The organism is Mesorhizobium sp. M0938 (assembly GCF_040319125.1).
GTDB lineage: Bacteria > Pseudomonadota > Alphaproteobacteria > Rhizobiales > Rhizobiaceae > Mesorhizobium > Mesorhizobium robiniae.
On record NZ_JAMYNS010000005.1, the window covers coordinates 178,918 to 197,091 of the forward strand.

Genomic DNA, 18,174 nt, shown 5'->3' on the forward strand with positions numbered 1-18,174 from the left:
TACACGTGGGAAGAAAATCTCCGTGATGGCTTGACCAGTACATTGTATACAGTATGGTGTCGACATGATTTTAGCGCGCATCCAAAAATTGTCGGTCGCCATCCCTGAGAATCTCGCCGAGATGCTGGAGGAGGAGATTATCTTCGGTCGCCTCAAGTCCCGGGAGCGATTGACCGAGGAGATGGTTGCCGCACGCTACGGCGTCAGCCGGTCACCCGTGCGCGAGGCGCTGAGGCTGCTCGAGCGGGACGGTCTTGTGATGCGCGAGGCAAGGCGCGGCATCTGGGTCTCACCGATGTCGCAGCGCGATTTCGATGAGGTCTACACCTGTCGGATCGAGCTGGAGGGACTGGTTGCTAAACAGGCAGCCGAATCCGCCGACATCGAAAAGAAGGCCGAGTTTAAGAACCTGCTGTCGGAGCTGAAGCAGGCCCAGGCTAGAAACGATGCGCGGCAGTTCTTCATCGTCGACGTGCGCGGTTCTCTCCTGACCTACACCCTGGCCGGCAACAAGACGCTGACGCGCCTGCTCGGCGGGTTGGAAAAGCAGGCCTTGCGGTACCGTTATCACGCCTATGAGCAGGACCCCAAGATCATCCAGCTCTCGCTAGATGACACGGCGCGTATCTATGACGCGATCACCGACGGCGATGGCGAAAGTGCCAAGGCGATGACCGAAAACCTCATTCGGGAAATCTGGCAGAGCATGCGGGCCGGCATTCGCGACGCCTTCGGAGAGGGTTAGTCCGTGTCCACCTTCTCGTCAGCGTTCAGCGTCATCGATTCCCACACGGCCGGTCACCCCACGCGAGTCATCCTGAGCGGTGTCCCGAAGCTCATCGGTTCGAGCGTGCGCGGGAAACGAGACCATTTCCGCCAGCATTTCGATCATCTTCGCCCGGCACTGCTGCATGAGCCGCGGGGCCATGCAGCCATGGTCGGCCTCGTGCCGGTCCCGTCGGATGTTGCCGATTACGGCGCGTTCTTCATCTCGTCCTACGTCTATCTCGACATGTGCGGTCACGGCACAATCGGCTTTGCCAGGACGCTGGCCTTCACCGGGCAGATTAATGCTGACATGGGCAGTAGTTTCACGCTGGAAACACCGGCCGGCATCGTCACGGTGCATCTCAATTGGAAAGAAGATGGCTCGCTTGACCGCGTGCGGATAGCCAATGTCCCAAGCTATGTTGGGCTGGAGCGTCTGAACGTATCCGCAGAGGGTGTCGGCAAGGTCAATGCCGCGATCGTCTATGCCGGCATGTGGTACGCGCTCGTGGACGCGGCCCCACTCGGGTTCAAACTGATTCCGGACAATGCGTCGGCCTTGATGCAAGCCGGTGCAAGGATCAAGGACGCGATCAAGGCGGCAACGCAGCACCTGCCACTGCTGGCGGGGCCGGCCGCGCCGAGCGTGCTTTTCTACGATGCCGACAGCGAGAGTTCGGCGACGCATTTTCTTGTCCTGGAATCCAACAAGTTCGATCGCTCGCCCTGCGGCACCGGGACCTCCGCGCGCCTGACATATCTGCTGCAGAAGGGGCTGATCGGCCCCGACCAGACCTACCATGCCAGGAACATATTCGGCATTCCGTTCGAGGCACGTCTGCAGGGCCGCGTCCAGGCCGAAGGTCGTGAAGCCGTGGTTGTCGAGATCGAAGGCGCCGCCTTCATCACCTCGACCCAGACCATCTTCTTCGAGAAAGACGATCCTCTCTCGCAGGGCTTCCTAAGCCGCTAACCAATCAACAACTCAGAAAAGGGGAATGAAATGAAACTCACTGTCATTCGTACGTTCATAGCCGCCTTGACCATCGGTCTCGGCCTGCTGTCGGCGCCCATCGCCGCTTCGGCGGACGACAGCCCGTCGGCTGTCATCGATCAGATCCGCGCCAGTGGCGTGCTGAAGGTTCCGGTAATGACCGGTGAAGAGCCGGGCTACATCAAGGATCCGGCGACGGGCCAGTGGAGCGGCTTCTATTACGAATTCCTCGGCGAGATCGCGACCCAGCTCGGGGTCAAGCTCGAGCCTGTCGAGACGACCTGGGGCAATCTGGCCGCCGACTTCCAGTCCAACAAGATCGACATCGCCATTGGCGTCAATCCGAACCCGAAGCGCGGTCTTGTCGTCGATTATCTGTGGGAGCCGCTGTTCACCGACGCCTGGGCCGTGCTGACGCCCCCCGATAAGCCGGTCAAGACCTGGGCCGAGCTTAACTCGCCTGACAAGACCGTCGTCGTGCAGAAGGGCAGCACTATGCAGGTCGTTGCCGAAGCGTTGCTGCCGAAGGCCAAGATCACGCCGGTGGAAGATCGTGGCCTGGCGTTGATGGAGCTCCAGGCTGGCCGCGCCGATGGCGTTGTGTTGTCCGTTTTCGATGCGCTGCAGATCACCAACCAGAAGATCGGCAATGTCTCGCTTCCCGAGCCGATCCTGCGCAATCCGGCAACGCTTGCCGTTGCACGCAAGCCCGGCAATGCCGGCTTCATCAACTTCCTTACGAACTGGGTCCTGCAGGAGCGTTCGCTCGGCCTTGCCCAGGGCAAGCTTGCCCGCTCCTGGGAAGCCCGCGGCATCGATCTGTCGATCCTTCCGGCAGGCTTCTCCTTCTGATTGCAGCAGCCTGACCGCCACGTGGCGCGGCGGTCAGGCCACCACTGGACGTGCATCGCACCAGTGAGGACACCATGTTTGATTATACCGTCATAACCAACAATATCGGGCTGCTCTGGCAGGGCCTCCTGATGACGCTCTACTTCACCGTGATCACGATCGCTGCGGGCATGCTGATTGGCCTGTTCATCGGGCTTATCCAGCTGAGCACCTTCCGGCCGCTGATCGTTCTTGGCCAGATCTACGTCGAGTTCTTCCGCAACATTCCGCTGCTCGTCACACTTTTGTGGGTCTATTACGCCTTTCCGATCTTCGCCGGCATAAATGTCACGAAATTCTGGGCCGGCTTCATCGGACTGAGCTGTTACGTCGGCTCTTTTTACGCCGAAATTCTGCGCGCCGGCGTCCAGTCGGTCGACCCCGGCCAGACCGATGCGGCAACTGCCATCGGCATGTCCTATGGCCAGCGCATGCGCCGGATCATACTGCCGCAGGCTTTTCGCAAGATGATCCCGCCGCTCGCCGGTCAGTCGATCATCCAGATGAAGAACACGACATTGCTGTCGATGATAACGGTCCCCGACCTTCTCTACCAAGCCAGCTACATCTCGAGCTTCACCTATCGGCCGATGGAAGTTTACACCGCCGTCGGCGCCATCTTCCTGATTATCCTGGTTCCACTGACGCTGCTGTCCCGGAAACTCGAAAAGAGCGGGGCCAGCGTAAAATGAGCATCCAATCGAATGCCCCTGCGCCGGAGAAGAACGGCAAGCCGGTGCTGCGGCTGGACCGCATCTGCCTCAAGTTCGGCGACAAGCGCGTGCTGAACGGCATCGACCTCTCGGTCATCGAAGGCGAGGTGGTCGTGCTGATCGGCGCCAGCGGGTCGGGCAAGACATCACTGCTGCGCTGCATCAACCTGCTCAACATGCCAAGCAGCGGCAGCATCGTCATCGACGACGAGGTTCTGTTTCACAAGCAAGCCGACGGCTTGTCCGGTTCCCAGATACCCAATCAGGAAGTCAACCGGATACGCTCGAAGACCGGCATGGTGTTCCAGCAGTTCAATCTGTTTCCGCACATGACGGCGCTCGAAAACGTCATGGAAGGCCCGGTCATCGTCAAGAAAGAACCGAAGGAACAGGCTCGTCAGACGGCGCTGAAGCTGCTCGACCTGATGGGTCTGGCGCAGCATGTGGAAAAGTACCCGCGCCAGCTTTCCGGTGGCCAGCAGCAGCGCGTCGCGATTGCCAGGGCCATGGCCATGCAGCCGAAGGTGATGCTGTTCGACGAGCCGACCTCAGCGCTCGATCCTGAACTGGTCGGCGAAGTCATGAAGGCGATGGTCGAACTGGCCAAGAGCGGCATGACCATGGTGATCGTCACCCATGAGCTGGGCTTTGCCTTCGAGGTTGCCAATCGGGTGGTGTTTCTCGATCAGGGGCTGGTCGCCGAGCAGGGGCCGCCCTCCAAGGTGCTGCTGCATCCCGAACACCCGCGTCTACAGAGTTTTGTCGGACGCTTCCATGAATCGGCGGATCTGCTTCGACCGTTCCTCGAGGCTCGTGAAGCAAAGAAGGCGTGCTGAAGGCACGCTGCTTCACACCAAAACAGGCCATCGCCGGCAAAGGGACCGCGCCGGTTCATGCGGACCTCTCGATCTGGCCGCAGAAGGAAAGATATCAATGACGCTGAGTTTCGATCCCGCCACAATCGCTGTCCCAAGGGGGCATCACATCGGTGGCCAATTCATGGAATTGCCCGGTACCGAGATCGAGGTCCTCAGGCCCTCCGACCTTCAGCACATGGGCCTGATCACCGACGGTGGCCAAGCCGCGGTGCAACAAGCGGTCGACGCCGCGAAGAAGGCACTGGCGCTAAGCCGCTGGGCGAAGATCGCGCCGCGCGATCGCACTGCGGTGCTCATGCGTTTCGCGGCATTGATCGAACAAAATGCCACCTACCTTGGGCAGCTGGAAGCGATAGGGTCGAGCCGGCTGATCTCGATGACCATCACCCGCGATGCGGTGCGCACGGCTGGCGTCGTGCGCTACTACGCCGAGTTCTGCGACAAGATTGAAGGCGCGGTCACCTCGACCGAGGCGAATGCGCTCAGCATCGTCAAGCACGAGCCTTATGGCATTGTCGGGGCGATCGTTCCCTGGAACTTCCCGATGATCACGGCTGCCTGGAAATTTGCCCCTGCGCTGGCCGCCGGCAATGCCGTGGTGATGAAGACATCCGAACTGACCCCACACAGCCTGCTGGCGCTGGCGGAGCTTGCTGCCCAAGCCGGCGTTCCGGCAGGACTGTTCAATGTCGTCAATGGCTACGGTCACACGACCGGGGCGGCGATCGTGCGCCATCCCGACATCCTGAAGATCTCGTTCACTGGTTCGACGCAGACGGGTGCGGCGATCATGACGCTGGCGGCCCAGTCCGGTATCAAGCCCGTCACACTCGAGCTCGGCGGCAAAAGCCCGCAACTGGTGCTGGCCGATGCCGGGGATATCGACGCAGTAGCCGGCCGCGTCGCGGCGGCCTTCATGGACAATGCTGGTCAGGTCTGCACGGCGGGCTCTCGGCTGATCGTCGAGGACAAGATAGCGGACCAGCTTGTCGAACTCGTCATCGCGCGGACCAAGGCCATCAAGGCCGGACCGACCTGGGACGAGGCGACGACCTTCGCTCCGATCATCAGCCGCAAACAGCTTGAGCGCATCGACATGATGGTCCGCGGCAGCATCAGTCAGGGTGCCTCCGTCGTCACCGGCGGAACGGTGCTGGAGGGCCGCAACGAGGGCAGTTTCTATGCACCGACGATCCTGGAGAACGTCGCCGACGACAATGTCGGGTTCAAGGAAGAGTTTTTTGGTCCGGTCTTGACGGTGCGCACCTTTGCCGATCTCGAGGATGGCCTCGCCCAGGCGGCGCACCCGGTCTATGGGCTTGCCGCCAGCGTCCACACCACGGACCTGAAGAAGGCACTCAAGGCCGCGGATTCGATCGAGGCCGGCATGGTCTGGATCAACCAACACGGACGTGGCCCGGAATTCACCTATCCGGCCGGCGGCTACAAGGGCTCCGGCTTCGGCAAGGATATGGGTCGTGCCGGTATCGAGGCGTTCCTGCGCCAAAAGGCCGTCTGGGCCAATTACGCCTGAAGCGAGCGCATTCCTATGCAATTCGATTACGTCATCGTCGGTGGCGGCTCGGCCGGAGCCGTGCTTGCCAGCCGTCTTTCGGAAAACGGCACCCGGCAGGTGGCGCTTTTCGAAGCGGGGCCGGATACGCCTCCGGACGATGTTCCCGATGTGATCGCGGACAGCTATCCCGGCCTTTCCTACTTCGACCCGAAATACCACTGGACGGAGCTGCGCGTCTTCAACCGCTCGCCGAAGCAGAACGCGCAAGTGGTCAAGACGGCCAAGCTCGAACAGGCCAAGGTGATGGGCGGTGGCTCCAGCATCAATGGTCAGTTCGCGGTGCGCGGCCTGCCGCACGACTATGACGAGTGGCAACAGCTCGGCCTTCCAGGATGGGGGTGGGACGGCATGCTGCCCTACCTCAAGAAGCTTGAGCGCGACCTCGATTTCGATGGCGAACTTCACAATAAGACCGGGCGGATTCCGATCCGCCGCGTTTTTCCGCAGGACTGGGCCGGGTTCACCAAATCCGTCCTCAAGCAGACGGAAGCCGAGTATCCCTACCGATCCGACTACAATGGCAGTTTCGAGGACGGATCGTTCCCGTTGCCTTTGTCGAATGAGAACGACCGTCGCGTGTCGACGGCGATCGGCTATCTCGACGCCGAGGTGCGCGCTCGCAAGAACCTGCACATCTTCGCCAACGCTTTCGTCGAAGGGCTGGTGAGCGAGGGGACCCGCTTCACCGGGGTCAGGGTGACCATTGATGGCCATACGAGGATTTACAACGCCAACGAGACGATCGTTTCAGCCGGTGCCCTGCACTCGCCAGCCATCCTGCTTCGCGCCGGCATCGGGCCGGCGGCGCAGCTGAAGCGGCTGGGCATCGACGTGGTCGCCGACCGCCCGGGCGTCGGCGAGAACCTGACCGATCATCCGCATCTGGCCGTCGGCGCGCATTTCAAGAAATCCGCGCGCCTCAAGCCTGGTCAGCGGCGGCACATCTTTCTGGGCGTCAGATACTCCTCGAACCATGCCGGCTGCCATCCCGGTGACATGCTCCTGATGCCGGTCAACCGCGCCGGCTGGCACCCACTTGGCAAGGCGATGGGCGCGCTCAATGTCTGTGTCAACAAATCCTATTCGCGCGGCACCGTCACCTTGAAGTCGGCGGTCCAGACCGATGAGCCGATCGTCGATCTGAACATGGCCTCCGACGGACGCGATTTGATGCGCCTGGTCGACGGCTTCAGGCGCATTTGCAGGATCATGGAAGCGCCTGAGGTGCGGCAGCATGTCAACACATGGTTCCTTGCCGGCTACAGCGACGAAGCCCGCGCGCTCAGCGTCCGCAAGCCGTGGAACTGGGTCAAGACAGCGACCGCTGCCTATCTGTTCGACTATGCGCCCTTCTTCCGCGAGACCTTGCTCAGGCGCAAGTTTGGCACCACCGACCGTATCCACACAATGCTCAACAACGAAGAGCTGATCGCCGATTGGGTCAAGCAATCCGTCTGGTCGGGCTGGCATGTCTCCGGCACCTGCAAGATGGGCGCCGACGGCGATCCGCTGGCGGTGCTTGATGCCGAGTGCCGCGTGCGCAGCGTGCAGGGCCTGCGCGTTGTCGACGCCTCGATCATGCCGACGATCGTCGCCGCCAACACCAACATCACGACGATCGCAATCGCTGAAAAGGCGGCGGACCTGATTTTGAATTCCCGACAATAGCAAAGGACTCAAAACTATGCGCACGAACAAGGTGAAGGATATCTGGGCCGCTGGTGGCGAAGTGGTGACGGGCTGGCTCGGCATCCCGTCGTCGATCTCGGCGGAGCTGATGGCCCAGCAGGGCTGGGACGCGCTCACCGTCGACCTCCAGCATGGCGCGACCGACTATGTCGACGCGGTGCCGATGCTGCAGGCAATCTCGACAACGGATACGACGCCGATGGTGCGCGTGCCGTGGAACGATCCGGCGATCATCGGCAAGGTGCTCGATGCCGGCGCCTATGGTGTGATCTGCCCAATGGTCAACACCGCCGAGGAAGCGGATGCCTTCGTCAAGGCCTGCCGCTACTTCCCCAAGGGCGGCCGCAGCGTCGGCCCGCTGCGCGCATCGCTCTACGCCGGCGCGGATTATTTCCAGCACGCCAACGACACTATCATCACCATGGCGATGATCGAGAGCGACCAGGCGGTGAAGAACCTGGAAGAAATACTGAAGACGCCGAACCTCGATGCCATTTTCGTCGGCCCGTCGGACCTTGCGGTCACTATGGGCGAGGCGCCCGGCTTCGATCCGCGCTATCCGGCAGTTTACGAGGCGATCGAATACATCGCCGCTAAGTGCAAGGAAGCCGGCGTCATTCCGGGCATCCATTGCGGCTCGGTCGCTTATGGTGTCGACATGCGAAAGCTGGGTTACCGCTTCATGGCCTATCTCTCCGATTTCCGCATGCTGCAGCAGATGGTGGCGCGTTCGCTGCCGGCCTTCCGCGCCGGCACGCCGAGCGCAATCGCACCCTGATCAGCGGATCGATCATCATGACATCGGCAAGCACCCGGCGTGGCAAGGTGACGGTCATCGGCGCCGGCATCATCGGCGTTTGCACCGCAAACTATTTGCTTGAGCAGGGTTTTGCCGTCGAAGTGGTCGATCCAGCCTTGCCGGGGTCGGAGGAGCAGTGTTCCTTCGGCAATGCCGGCGGCATCTGCCCAGGATCCTGCATCCCCAATTCGATGCCGGGCGTGCTGCGCAACGTGCCGAAATGGCTGATGGATCCGGAAGGACCATTGATCGTCCGGCTGGCCTACCTGCCGCACGCGCTGCCTTGGCTGCTGCGCTTCCTGGCCGCCAGCCGCAAGCCTCGCGTCGAGGAGATATCGGCGGCGATGCGGTCGCTGCACCGCTATACATTCGAGTGCTACGAGCCATTGATCAAGGCCGCCGGCTGCGAGGACCTTTTGCAGAAGCGCGGCCAGCTCTTCGTCCACGAGACGGCCGATGGACCGTCGAAGGGCGCCTATGGCCTGGGGCTGCGTCGCGAGCATGGCGTCAAGGTCGACATCCTCGATGCCGACGAAATCCGCCAGCTCGAACCAGCCCTGGCGCCGATCTTCAAGAGTGCGGTCTATCTGCCCGAACAGGGGCAGTGTTCTAATCCCGGCCGGCTTGTCGCCAAGCTTGCCGAGTACGCGGCACGACAGGGTGCCCGCTTCATCAGGGAGAAAGTGATCGGCTTCGAGATGGCGGCGAATGAACCCTCGGCGCTGCGGCTGGAAGGTGGCGGGCGCATGCCGGTCGAGACCGTGGTGCTTTGCGCCGGCGCCTGGTCGGGCGATCTTGCCCGCAAGCTCGGCGACAGCATTCCGCTCGAGACCGAGCGCGGCTACCACGTCATGGTCAGGGGTGCCGATACGGGCCTGCGCATCCAGACCATTTCGGCCGACCGCAAGTTCGTCGCTTCGCCAATGGAGGATGGCCTGCGGATCGCCGGCAATGTCGAGTTCGCCGGACTGAAGGCGCCCGCGAACATGAACCGGGCGGATGTTCTCCTGACGCAGGCGAGGCCGATGTTCAGGAAGCTGGAGGTCGGCGAGGTCACGCGCTGGATGGGCCATCGTCCCGGCACGCCCGATAGCATTCCGGTCATCGACCGGGCGTCGCGTGCCAAGAACGTCATCTACGCCTTCGGCCACGGCCATCAGGGCCTCATCGGAGGCGCCGTTACCGGCAAGATCGTGTCGCAGCTTGCCGCCGGTCTGCCGCCGGCGATCGATCTTATGCCCTTCCGGGCGGATAGGTTCTGATTGTTCAGAGCGCGCTGCTACACCAGCATGCCTTTCCGTTCTTGCATGGGGAAACCGACGTGACCGCAAACACCTATACTCAGCCCGCGGAGCCAATCGATCCGCAAAGCGCCTACGCCGTGCTGATCTGCGATCTTGTCGGCCTGCGCTTCGGGCCCGACGGCAAGCCTGACCCGAGTGAAGTTCGAGCACATATCGAAGCCAAAGGCGGCCGCTTCCACGCCGCTGCCCTTGGAGACAGCGCGGGCCTGGAGCAGGGCCGGGTGCATTTTTTCTATCAGCCGGACCTCAGCACCCGGGAAGAGCTGATCGAAGCCGCCGGTGACGGACGCTATGACGCCGTCATCGCCGCCGCGACCTTCCTGCCTGCCGAAACCGTCTTTCCGCTGGCCGGCGTGCGGATCGGCGCCGGTACCGGCAATATGGGTTCGCACTCATGGGGCGGCGGCAGCGGCGAGGGTGGCACCGCGGTACTGATGAACACGCCCGGCATCAACAGCCGCGCCACCGCGCAGATGGTGATGAAGGCGATCCTGAAAGTGCTGCCGGACCTGCCGGTCGACATGCTTCACGACCGGGTGGGGCGCGGCGCCTTCGACACCGGCAGGGATCTGCGCGACTTCCCGACCGAAAAGCTCGAAGGCAAGACGATCGCGATCATCGGCTACGGCAATATCGGCAGGGAGGTCGCCAAGCTTGCCCGCGCCTTCGGCATGCGCGTGGTGATCCATGCACGGCCGCGGCATTGGGACTGGATCGAGGCCGAGGGTTTTGCGTATGCGTCAAGCCCGGCCGAGGCGGCCGATGGTGCCGACGTGCTCAGCGTCCATGTCGGCCTGGGCAAGCAGGATGGGCAGACCGGCCGCTACACCAATGCCGGGCTCGTCGGCGCGGAAGTCCTGTCCCGCATGAAGAGCGGCGCGGTGCTGGTCAACTACGACCGCGGCGAGCTTGTCGATATCGAGGCTCTGGATGACGCCTTGTCCTCGGGCCGGCTACGCCACGCCGCGATCGATGCCGATCTGTTCAAGGATGCCTCGACCGGCAGCCTGTCCGGCCCCATGCTGCCTTATCTCGATCTTGTCGAAAGACACGGTGCCAAGCTTGAGCTTCTGCCGCATGCCGCGGCCGATACGGACCATCCTTCTCGCGTCGCCGGCGCTAAACAGGCCGTCGACCAGCTGTTCGATGTCATCTGTCGCAAAACCGTTACAAATGCGAAAGGCAGCGTGCCGCCGGGCTATTTTTCCCTTGGGGCGACGACGCCCTCTGGCATCGGACCGGTGACGGCACGTGATCTTTTGAAATTGACGGTGCAGCAATGTTCGGAACTGACTGATCTTTGTGATCGGCAATCCCGGTTATGGAGGTCTCTTTCAGACGCGTATCCGCACGAGCGCGGCCAGATCGTCGCTGAACAAGGCGAAGAACTTGTCCGGCTGATAAATCGCCTTTGCCTAAGTGTCGAAAGATCGAACCTTAGAGGTCCGTATCGCTAATGCGTTACTTCAGGGTAGCGTGAGCCAGCGGGCAATGCTTTTTGGGTCTGCACTAATCAGGTCTCTTCTTCGGGTCGCCAGTTCCGCGTGCTCAGAACGGGATTGCCTTTCTTCAACGTGACGAAAGGAGCGCGACGTTACGTTGCTTCCTTGGCCCGACCTGCAATCACATCGGACGCAGTCGTGCCAAAAGTCCGTCCTTGTTCCAGAACTGGTGTTTCAGAGCAGCCAAGATGTGCACGATCACCAATAATTTCGCCACTCTAAACAAGAGCCAGTGCACATTGCCTGTCCAATGTCCCAGGTTGGGCATGAAGGCGACTGGAAACAATTTGAAGAACGTTACGTGCTCAACATTCAGCCGTTCAGCGCCATATGGCACAATGGCCAGGAGTCCCGTCGCCGGAATGGCAACCATCAATGCGTAAAACGCCCAATGGGTGGCGTGCGATACCAAAACCTGCCAGCGGGGCACCGTTCGGGGCAGGGCAGGTGGTGGATTTCCTAGTCGCCATAGCAGACGCGCCAAGCCAAGCAGCAATATCACAATCCCAAATGACGCATGGGTCGAAGGTGCCCATCCTGCGAGAGATGCGCCACGTGGCACTTTCATATAACCCTGACCGATAAATAGCATGAACAGCATGAGAACAGCGGTGACCCAGTGCAGCCAGATGGCAGTTTTCGTATAGCGGGTCGTTTGCCTAATAATAATATTACTCGTAACCATGAGCATCGACTCTCGCCTCGGGCGGAATTGAATCAAGAAAAGTCTCTTGCTTATGTGAATATTCCAACGATCATCATTGGAAGAATGCTTCCGCGTCGATTTGAGGGAAGCTGCTCTCTGCCCAGGTGCTCAGGAGGTATCCAAGAATGATAAAGGGCGTATTCCAAAGCGTTACGCCGATCATCGTTGCTGCAAGGAAGGGCAGGAAGGTAACGCCGGCCGTGCCCGCGGAGAGCGCCAGATAGTTGCGGACGACAGGTATGACCTGGCCAAAAAGCGTGATGGGAAATTGTCTGCGTCGGTAAACCATTACAAGATGATCGTAGCGACTCATCGGCAAAAGTGCGTATCGGCCGAAGCGCTGAATGAACGACGAATCCTTTGAGCGTCGACAAATCGTCCCAGCGAATACATCGCCACGGCGCCGAGCGTGGAGCCCGCTGTGGTCGAGAGCCAAAACAACCAGGCGTCGGTGGGATCTGCCGCTACGGCTACTCCGACGAAAATCAGGAAAGCCGATGACGGAAACATCGGCACGAACTTTTCGGCGAAGGTGAAGAGCACGAGGCCGACCATGCCGCAACCGACGATGGCTGCAAAAAGGGACTGGTCCATGACGGGTCACACCTGTTCGGCGCCACGTGGCCGCCTTTTGGTAAACCGATAGATCTGTGCTGGAGGCACGTTGGCGAGAACCCATCTGATCCTCTGGGCCTTGAGGTCCACTTGATCGAGCACGTAGTTCGAAACTGGGCAGCGCATGCTGTAAGTGAACTGATAGAACGCACCTCCCTGACGGAGATTACGGAATGCCCCGTCGAGTATGGCGAACGCCTGCCGCGTCGGCATCGAGAGCATGGGCAGACCGCTGACCACCGCACCGGCTTTCCCGACCTTGAACTGCTCGCCCAACGCCGCTGCAGCACCCGCTTGCAATACGGTCGCCTTTGGAAACCTGCTTCTCAGCAAGGTCGCGAAGTTGGCGTCGTACTCGATCAACACCAACCGGCCCTCCGGCACGCCGTTGGCTATCAATTGCCGGGTGAATACACCGGTGCCTGGCCCAAGCTCGATGACAGGAGCCTGGTCGAAGCCAATCTCCCTGGTAATTCCTTCCGCGAGGGCTTGCCCGGACGGAACGATCGACGCAACGCCGAGCGGATTCGACATCCAGGCCCGAAAGAATGAAATCGTGTCTGACAAGTCGACTCTCCATGATTTCGCGGCGAACAAAATCGCCCATCAAGGAGAGGCTACCGAAGAAATCGGTGGCATATTTCAAGTGATGTTAAGAGATATTGCTGGCCATCAGAGCCTTGATAGCAGCCTTGCTCGCCGCCGAATATTCGGGGGCAAAAGGCCACAGAACTATCGGCTCAAACTTCGGCAACGGTTGCTGGCTGCCAGCTTTTCGCGATTCCACTGATGTGGCTGTGCTGTCGATCGTTGCCGGTAAATTGACGCGGACCGTCAAGCCGCTTGGGGTTCCGGCGAGCAATTGCATCGAGCCGCCGTGGCCGCGCACAATGTCGTTGACAATGGAGAGGCCGAGGCCAAATCCCCCGGGGCCGTTGGCGGGGCGAGCGCTGCTCGCCTTGAAGAATGGCTCAAGCACCTTTTCGCGCAGATTCGCCGAAATGCCTGGGCCGCTGTCGGCAACAACAATCTGCACGGCTCCATCTGAATAGGTGACAAGCCGCACTGCAACCGCGCCGGCAAACTTCGTGCCGTTATCGACCAAATTCGAGATGGCACGCGTTAGAGCTCGCGGCTTACACAGATAGGCAAAGCGATCCGGCCCCTCGTAGGTCACCGTAAAACCAACATCGGCGAAATCTGCGCAAACGGTTTCAACGAGGCTCGGAAGATCGGCCTTTACCAGTGCCTCTGCGTTAACATTCCTGCTGAGGTAGGTCAGCGTTTCCTCAATCATGTCGTTGATGCGCTCTATATCCCTCAGCATCGCGATGCGCAGATCAGGTTGGACTGAGTGCTCAGCTCTGAGCCGCAGCCGCGTCAGTGGTGTTCGCAAGTCGTGGCTGATGGCCCGTAACATGTGGGTGCGGTCGTTGATCATCCTGCGGAGGCGGTCGCGCATGTCGTTGAGCGACGTCGCGAGCACTCGCATCTCCAGCGATCCGCCCCCCTCGAACGGACGATCCCGGCCTTGGTCCGGGTCGAGCGACCGCGCTGCATCGGCAAAGCGCGTCAACGGCCGTGTTATCATGCACCCGGCAAAGTAGGATGACAGCATGACCGGCAGGATGGCCACCAATGCCTTCAGCATGAAACTGATCTGCTTATCGCTGATCAGTGGATCCGGACCGCTGGGCGTGGGCGCGAAAGCCAGGGCGGTATCGTTGTTCACCTGCGTGACGAGAACATTGGAAAGCTCGCCGTCCCGAGTTTTGTCGCGTAGCACCGCGCGCAGCGAAGGGGAAAGAATTCCCTGAACGAGCTTTCGTACATCTCCGGTGGCAACCACGTCCTGGGGCGGGCCATTGAGTTCGTCCGCCGATACGACCTCGACGCTCAGCCCTGTCTTGCTGACCGCTTCGAGGATTGCGGCGATCTGGCCGGGTGCATCGGATACCTGCACCTGGCCGATGACGGTCTCGATTGTGATCGCGATCCTCTCCGCGTAGGAGGTGCTTTCATGGGCCGTGGGCGCCAATGGCTGGATCAGGATGACGACAAGCGCCAGTAGAACTATGGGGCCTATGGCCAGAGCGGTAATCTGCCTGCGAATCGGGCCAGATCGAAACCAGGTAGCGATCATAGCGGATCTACTTCTGGGGTGAACATATAGCCGCCCAGCCGAACCGTCTTGATGAAGCTGGGCTCTCGGACATTCGGTTCGATCTTCTGACGAACACGGCTGACATGAACGTCGATACTGCGCTCGACAGGGCCGGCGAGACCGGCATGGGTGAGGGCAAGCAATTGCTCGCGTGTCAGCACTCGCCCTGGGTTGAGGCAAAATGCCAACAGCACGTCGAATTCTGCTGTGGTCATGGAGACATGGACGTTTTCGGGGCTACGCAGTTCGCGTGACACAGGATCGATGCGCCATCCGGCAAAAGTCAGCGGCTGTCGGCGTTCGCGGCGCTCAGCGCCATAGGACGAGCGGCGCATCAAGCTACGGATGCGCGCAATCAGTTCCCGGGGGTTGAACGGTTTTGTAATGTAGTCGTCTGCGCCGAGTTCGAGCCCAATGATGCGATCGACATCATCTCCGAGCGCCGTCAACATGATGATCGGTGTCACAGCCGATGCACGCAGCCGCCGGCAGATGTTGAAACCATCCTCGCCGGGCAGCATGGCGTCGAGGATGATCAGGTCGAAGGCTTGTCGGCGCATCACACGGTCCATGTCTGTGGCGGATTCGGTCGCCATCGCCTGAAAGCCATTCTCGGCCAGCATCTCGATCAACATTGCTGCAATTTCGGCGTCATCCTCGACGAGAAGAACCCGAATAATCGCGTCAGGCGCAGCAGCTACATGCTTTTGCCGGGTGGTCATGAAAATCACGGGTTTTCTCCGGCCTTGGGCCTTTTCTATTCAACATTTTCCCATGCAACGGCAGTCCTTGTCACCTCCGCAGGTATTTAGTTTTGTTAAGAGCCAGCGCACCTCTACCGCACCACATGGCGGAGATGATTGTCGTTTGGAATATCGATCTGTTCCTCTCGCGCTACCGTGATGCCGTAGGCGGCGGCAAGTGACGGAGCATCGCTCGCTCAACAGGTGATTGTTTTTGCCCGATCAGTAGCGACCAGCAGGATGCAAGGATCAGCTGCGCTAACGCCTAAAGAACTTGCTTCCCGAGCATGCGCATCGCGACTCAAACTCCGGCGGAGGCGGTAGCGACAGGAAACGAGGAAATCGGGCTTTGAGCGCAAAACGTGGCCCCGCAACTGGGTTCGCCCTGCCTCGAGCTTGGTGCCAGAAGTTTCCTCGGGGGTGCGCGTGTCGCAACAGGTGGCAGCTTCATGGACACAACCTCAGTCCGACCGTGCGCGCGCTTTGACGGCCCGCGCGTGGTTGACTAACCTGTCCAGCGGCTAAATTGCACCAATCCGGCGGCTATGCTTGATGCCGCCGCTATTTCATCCCACATCGGTCAGGATGAAGGACGAGATACGTGAGCGGCGTTGGACTTTGCTGTGGGGCTTTCCCGCATCGCTGATCCTGCATGCGTTCATCGCCGCGCTTTTGGTCTACAGCCTGCCCAGTTACCCCCAACAGCCGCAGGAGGAGCAAGCGGTAAATGTCGCACTCGTGCCTCCGCCCGATCAGCCAAAATCGAAACTTGCTCCAGCGCCGTCTCCAAAGAAGCCCGAGGCCAAAAAGCCGCCGGAAGCGAAGGTAGAAAAACCGCCCGAGCAGAATGTTGAAAAGCCACCTCCGCCGCAAAAGCAGTCGACAATCGAGGTCCTGAAGCCTGTTTTTCAGTTCGGCGACAAGGATACCGGCCCCAGGAAATCTCTGGACGGCGGCAGCGCTCAAGACAACTCCCCGCCGCCGGCCAAGGATAACGATTCGAAGCCGCCTGTCGTGCCTAAGGATGCAGAGAACAAATCTGCCGGGTCGGCGAAGGACACGGAGCCCACACAGGATGTGGAGAAGCAGGCAACTTCAAGCCAAGACGTAAGCAACCAGCAAGCAGACAAACAGAAGGCGGGGGCCCCCGACGCTGACAAACAAACAGCCGCAGCAGCACCGCCGTTGGCTGCTTCCGGCGGCAACGGCGAGATCGAGCTTCCCGCGTTGGCGGAAGCGCCGAAGCCCAGACCCGAAAATACGCCGAAATCCAATCCTGCAAAGGTATCGAGGTCCGGAAGTGGGAGCGCCAGGAGGCCAAGCTCCACAGACGTGGCCGTTGCTGCATCGCGGGCGTTTTCGGACCTTCCGGGTGTCCGCAGGCTCTATTCGCAGGGCGCTACAGGTGATGCAATCGCCACGACCTCGATGGCCGACATGCCTCGCGATCAGCGGGCCGCCAAACTCTGCGCCAGCGCATTGCAGCAGCAACTGCTGGACGCCTCTTATGTTCCCGACCTCGTGCCACTTGTTCCGCTGAAGACGGGTAATGTCCTCGACGTCCCGAAAGCCGCTTTCCACGCGCGAACAACATGGTACCGTTTGAGCTTCCGGTGCGAGGTCGACACCAATGCGACAAGTGTCTCGTCCTTCACCTTCCGTGTCGGACCTGCTATCCCGCCCGACGAATGGGCCCGCCTTGGACTACCTATTCGCTACTAGAGCATTCCGGGGAAGCTACTAGAGCATTCCCGGGGAAACAGGGTCGTCCGCATCGCCGACGCTCCGCTCACACACACAGCCGAGCAAGCATGGCAAAAAATGCACTGTCACCGTGATTCGAGTGTGGCCAGTCGCGGACCAGTGGTCTCCACCGGAATTGCCGTGGAGCCGTCAGCTCCGATGCCGGTCAGCCTGATGGCATCTTGTCGAAGGTCTTCAGCCCGGTCTCCATCTTGTCCCAGGGGAGGGCTCGGATTCCGTAGGTCACCACGGTCGGATTGAACTGGCCCGGATCGTCGAGACTTGCGGCATGGACCGTGATCGGGTCCGGCATCGCGGTGTACGTCAGGTAGACCGGGGTTCCGCAGACCGGGCAGAAGGAATGGATTTTCACATTTGCGTTGTCCGCCGCGACACGCCACTCCGTCGTCGTGCCGGTGATCGTCACGTCCGCTCGCGACGAAAACGTCAGATAGGATCCATGACCGGTGCCGCTTCTTTTCTGGCAATCGCGGCAGTGGCAGTGGTTCTCGAAGATGGGGGCTGCCTTTGCCTCGTAGCGAACCGCGCCGCATGCGCATCCGCCGGTGTAGAGAGTGCTCATGTGCTCGGCTCCTTGTGTGGGGGGTCAGGCCGCCAGTTCGGACGCGCGCGGCTTCGCGAAGACATCGATCGCCTGACCCGTCTCGAGGAAGGATTTCAGGCTGGAGAGGACGATCGGCCACCCCTTTTTGATGCCATTCGCCATGCCGCTGCCGGCTTCGAGTTCGTCATGGACGACGGTCAGCCGGACCATGGCCTCATACGCCTCAAGCTCGAAGGTTACCCGGCTGTAGCTCGCCGGATCGGACGCCTGCGAGGCGTTTGCCCAGGTGATGACGAGACGGGTCGGCAGGGAGACCTCGACCACCTCGCCGACGAGTTCGACGGTCCGTTCATCGTTGGCGCGGATATGCTCCCATCTCGAACCGGGCTTCCAGTCGGAGACGTTTTCGTGGCCCCAGTAGCGCCGTGCGAGGTCTGGTTTCGTTATGGCCTCGAACACCTTTCCCGGGGTCGAGACGATATAGGTGGTATAAGTAAAGCTGGTCGTTTCCTTGGTCATTGCTG

General features: G+C 60.7%; 19 protein-coding genes. 11 read left to right on the forward strand and 8 right to left on the reverse strand.

Features of this window, described 5'->3' with window-relative positions; translation table 11 throughout:
• Positions 1-64: 64 nt before the first annotated feature.
• From NKH73_RS10765 to NKH73_RS10810, 10 genes are all read left to right on the forward strand, one after another.
• The gene (locus tag NKH73_RS10765; protein WP_352931064.1) at positions 65-745 is read left to right on the forward strand and encodes a GntR family transcriptional regulator; all 681 of its coding nucleotides are present in this window, start codon (positions 65-67) and stop codon (positions 743-745) included.
• A gap of 3 nt (positions 746-748) precedes the next feature.
• On the forward strand, positions 749-1,741 hold the full coding sequence (locus tag NKH73_RS10770; protein ID WP_352931066.1) for a proline racemase family protein: 993 nt from the start codon (positions 749-751) through the stop codon (positions 1,739-1,741).
• Between the two features lie 30 nt (positions 1,742-1,771).
• Entirely contained in the window at positions 1,772-2,614 is an 843-nt protein-coding gene (locus NKH73_RS10775; RefSeq protein ID WP_352931068.1) for a transporter substrate-binding domain-containing protein, read from the forward strand.
• 74 nt (positions 2,615-2,688) lie between these two features.
• Positions 2,689-3,345, forward strand: coding sequence for an amino acid ABC transporter permease (locus NKH73_RS10780; RefSeq protein WP_352931070.1), 657 nt, complete (start codon positions 2,689-2,691; stop codon positions 3,343-3,345).
• Positions 3,342-4,202, forward strand: coding sequence for an amino acid ABC transporter ATP-binding protein (locus NKH73_RS10785; protein ID WP_352931072.1), 861 nt, complete (start codon positions 3,342-3,344; stop codon positions 4,200-4,202). Before NKH73_RS10780 ends, NKH73_RS10785 begins: the two co-directional genes overlap by 4 nt.
• A gap of 97 nt (positions 4,203-4,299) precedes the next feature.
• Positions 4,300-5,778 carry an aldehyde dehydrogenase family protein gene (locus tag NKH73_RS10790; RefSeq protein WP_352931074.1) on the forward strand — a complete coding sequence of 493 codons (1,479 nt, stop codon included), beginning with the start codon at positions 4,300-4,302 and terminating at the stop codon, positions 5,776-5,778.
• A 15-nt stretch (positions 5,779-5,793) separates the two neighbouring features.
• Positions 5,794-7,488 carry a GMC family oxidoreductase gene (locus NKH73_RS10795; protein ID WP_352931076.1) on the forward strand — a complete coding sequence of 565 codons (1,695 nt, stop codon included), beginning with the start codon at positions 5,794-5,796 and terminating at the stop codon, positions 7,486-7,488.
• Positions 7,489-7,504: 16 nt separating this feature from the next.
• Entirely contained in the window at positions 7,505-8,287 is a 783-nt protein-coding gene (locus NKH73_RS10800) for an HpcH/HpaI aldolase family protein (protein ID WP_352931078.1), read from the forward strand.
• A 17-nt stretch (positions 8,288-8,304) separates the two neighbouring features.
• Positions 8,305-9,570, forward strand: a complete 1,266-nt coding sequence (locus tag NKH73_RS10805) for an NAD(P)/FAD-dependent oxidoreductase (RefSeq protein ID WP_352931080.1) — start codon at positions 8,305-8,307, stop codon at positions 9,568-9,570.
• A gap of 59 nt (positions 9,571-9,629) precedes the next feature.
• Positions 9,630-11,069, forward strand: coding sequence for an NAD(P)-dependent oxidoreductase (locus NKH73_RS10810; RefSeq protein ID WP_352931082.1), 1,440 nt, complete (start codon positions 9,630-9,632; stop codon positions 11,067-11,069).
• A 166-nt stretch (positions 11,070-11,235) separates the two neighbouring features.
• Here the strand turns inward: NKH73_RS10810 and NKH73_RS10815 are convergent, their stop codons facing one another.
• The 6 genes from NKH73_RS10815 to NKH73_RS10840 form a co-directional block, all read right to left on the reverse strand.
• Positions 11,236-11,805, reverse strand: a complete 570-nt coding sequence (locus tag NKH73_RS10815; RefSeq protein WP_352931084.1) for a cytochrome b — start codon at positions 11,803-11,805, stop codon at positions 11,236-11,238.
• Between the two features lie 67 nt (positions 11,806-11,872).
• Complete coding sequence (locus tag NKH73_RS10820) at positions 11,873-12,109, reverse strand: DedA family protein (protein ID WP_352931086.1); 237 nt, start codon at positions 12,107-12,109, stop codon at positions 11,873-11,875.
• A 20-nt stretch (positions 12,110-12,129) separates the two neighbouring features.
• The gene (locus NKH73_RS10825; protein WP_352931088.1) at positions 12,130-12,414 is read right to left on the reverse strand and encodes a DedA family protein; all 285 of its coding nucleotides are present in this window, start codon (positions 12,412-12,414) and stop codon (positions 12,130-12,132) included.
• A 6-nt stretch (positions 12,415-12,420) separates the two neighbouring features.
• Positions 12,421-13,002, reverse strand: a complete 582-nt coding sequence (locus NKH73_RS10830) for a class I SAM-dependent methyltransferase (RefSeq protein ID WP_352931090.1) — start codon at positions 13,000-13,002, stop codon at positions 12,421-12,423.
• An 85-nt stretch (positions 13,003-13,087) separates the two neighbouring features.
• On the reverse strand, positions 13,088-14,578 hold the full coding sequence (locus NKH73_RS10835) for a HAMP domain-containing sensor histidine kinase (RefSeq protein ID WP_352931092.1): 1,491 nt from the start codon (positions 14,576-14,578) through the stop codon (positions 13,088-13,090).
• Positions 14,575-15,321, reverse strand: coding sequence for a response regulator (locus tag NKH73_RS10840; RefSeq protein ID WP_352931533.1), 747 nt, complete (start codon positions 15,319-15,321; stop codon positions 14,575-14,577). Before NKH73_RS10840 ends, NKH73_RS10835 begins: the two co-directional genes overlap by 4 nt.
• Before the next feature lie 573 nt (positions 15,322-15,894).
• Between NKH73_RS10840 and NKH73_RS10845 the strand changes: the two genes are divergently transcribed.
• The gene (locus NKH73_RS10845) at positions 15,895-17,064 is read left to right on the forward strand and encodes a DUF930 domain-containing protein (RefSeq protein ID WP_502893895.1); all 1,170 of its coding nucleotides are present in this window, start codon (positions 15,895-15,897) and stop codon (positions 17,062-17,064) included.
• 187 nt (positions 17,065-17,251) lie between these two features.
• Here NKH73_RS10845 and NKH73_RS10850 read toward each other — a convergent pair whose 3' ends face one another.
• Both NKH73_RS10850 and NKH73_RS10855 read right to left on the reverse strand, forming a co-directional pair.
• Positions 17,252-17,668, reverse strand: a complete 417-nt coding sequence (locus NKH73_RS10850; RefSeq protein WP_352931094.1) for a GFA family protein — start codon at positions 17,666-17,668, stop codon at positions 17,252-17,254.
• A gap of 24 nt (positions 17,669-17,692) precedes the next feature.
• Complete coding sequence (locus NKH73_RS10855; protein WP_352931097.1) at positions 17,693-18,169, reverse strand: SRPBCC family protein; 477 nt, start codon at positions 18,167-18,169, stop codon at positions 17,693-17,695.
• Positions 18,170-18,174: the final 5 nt, after the last annotated feature.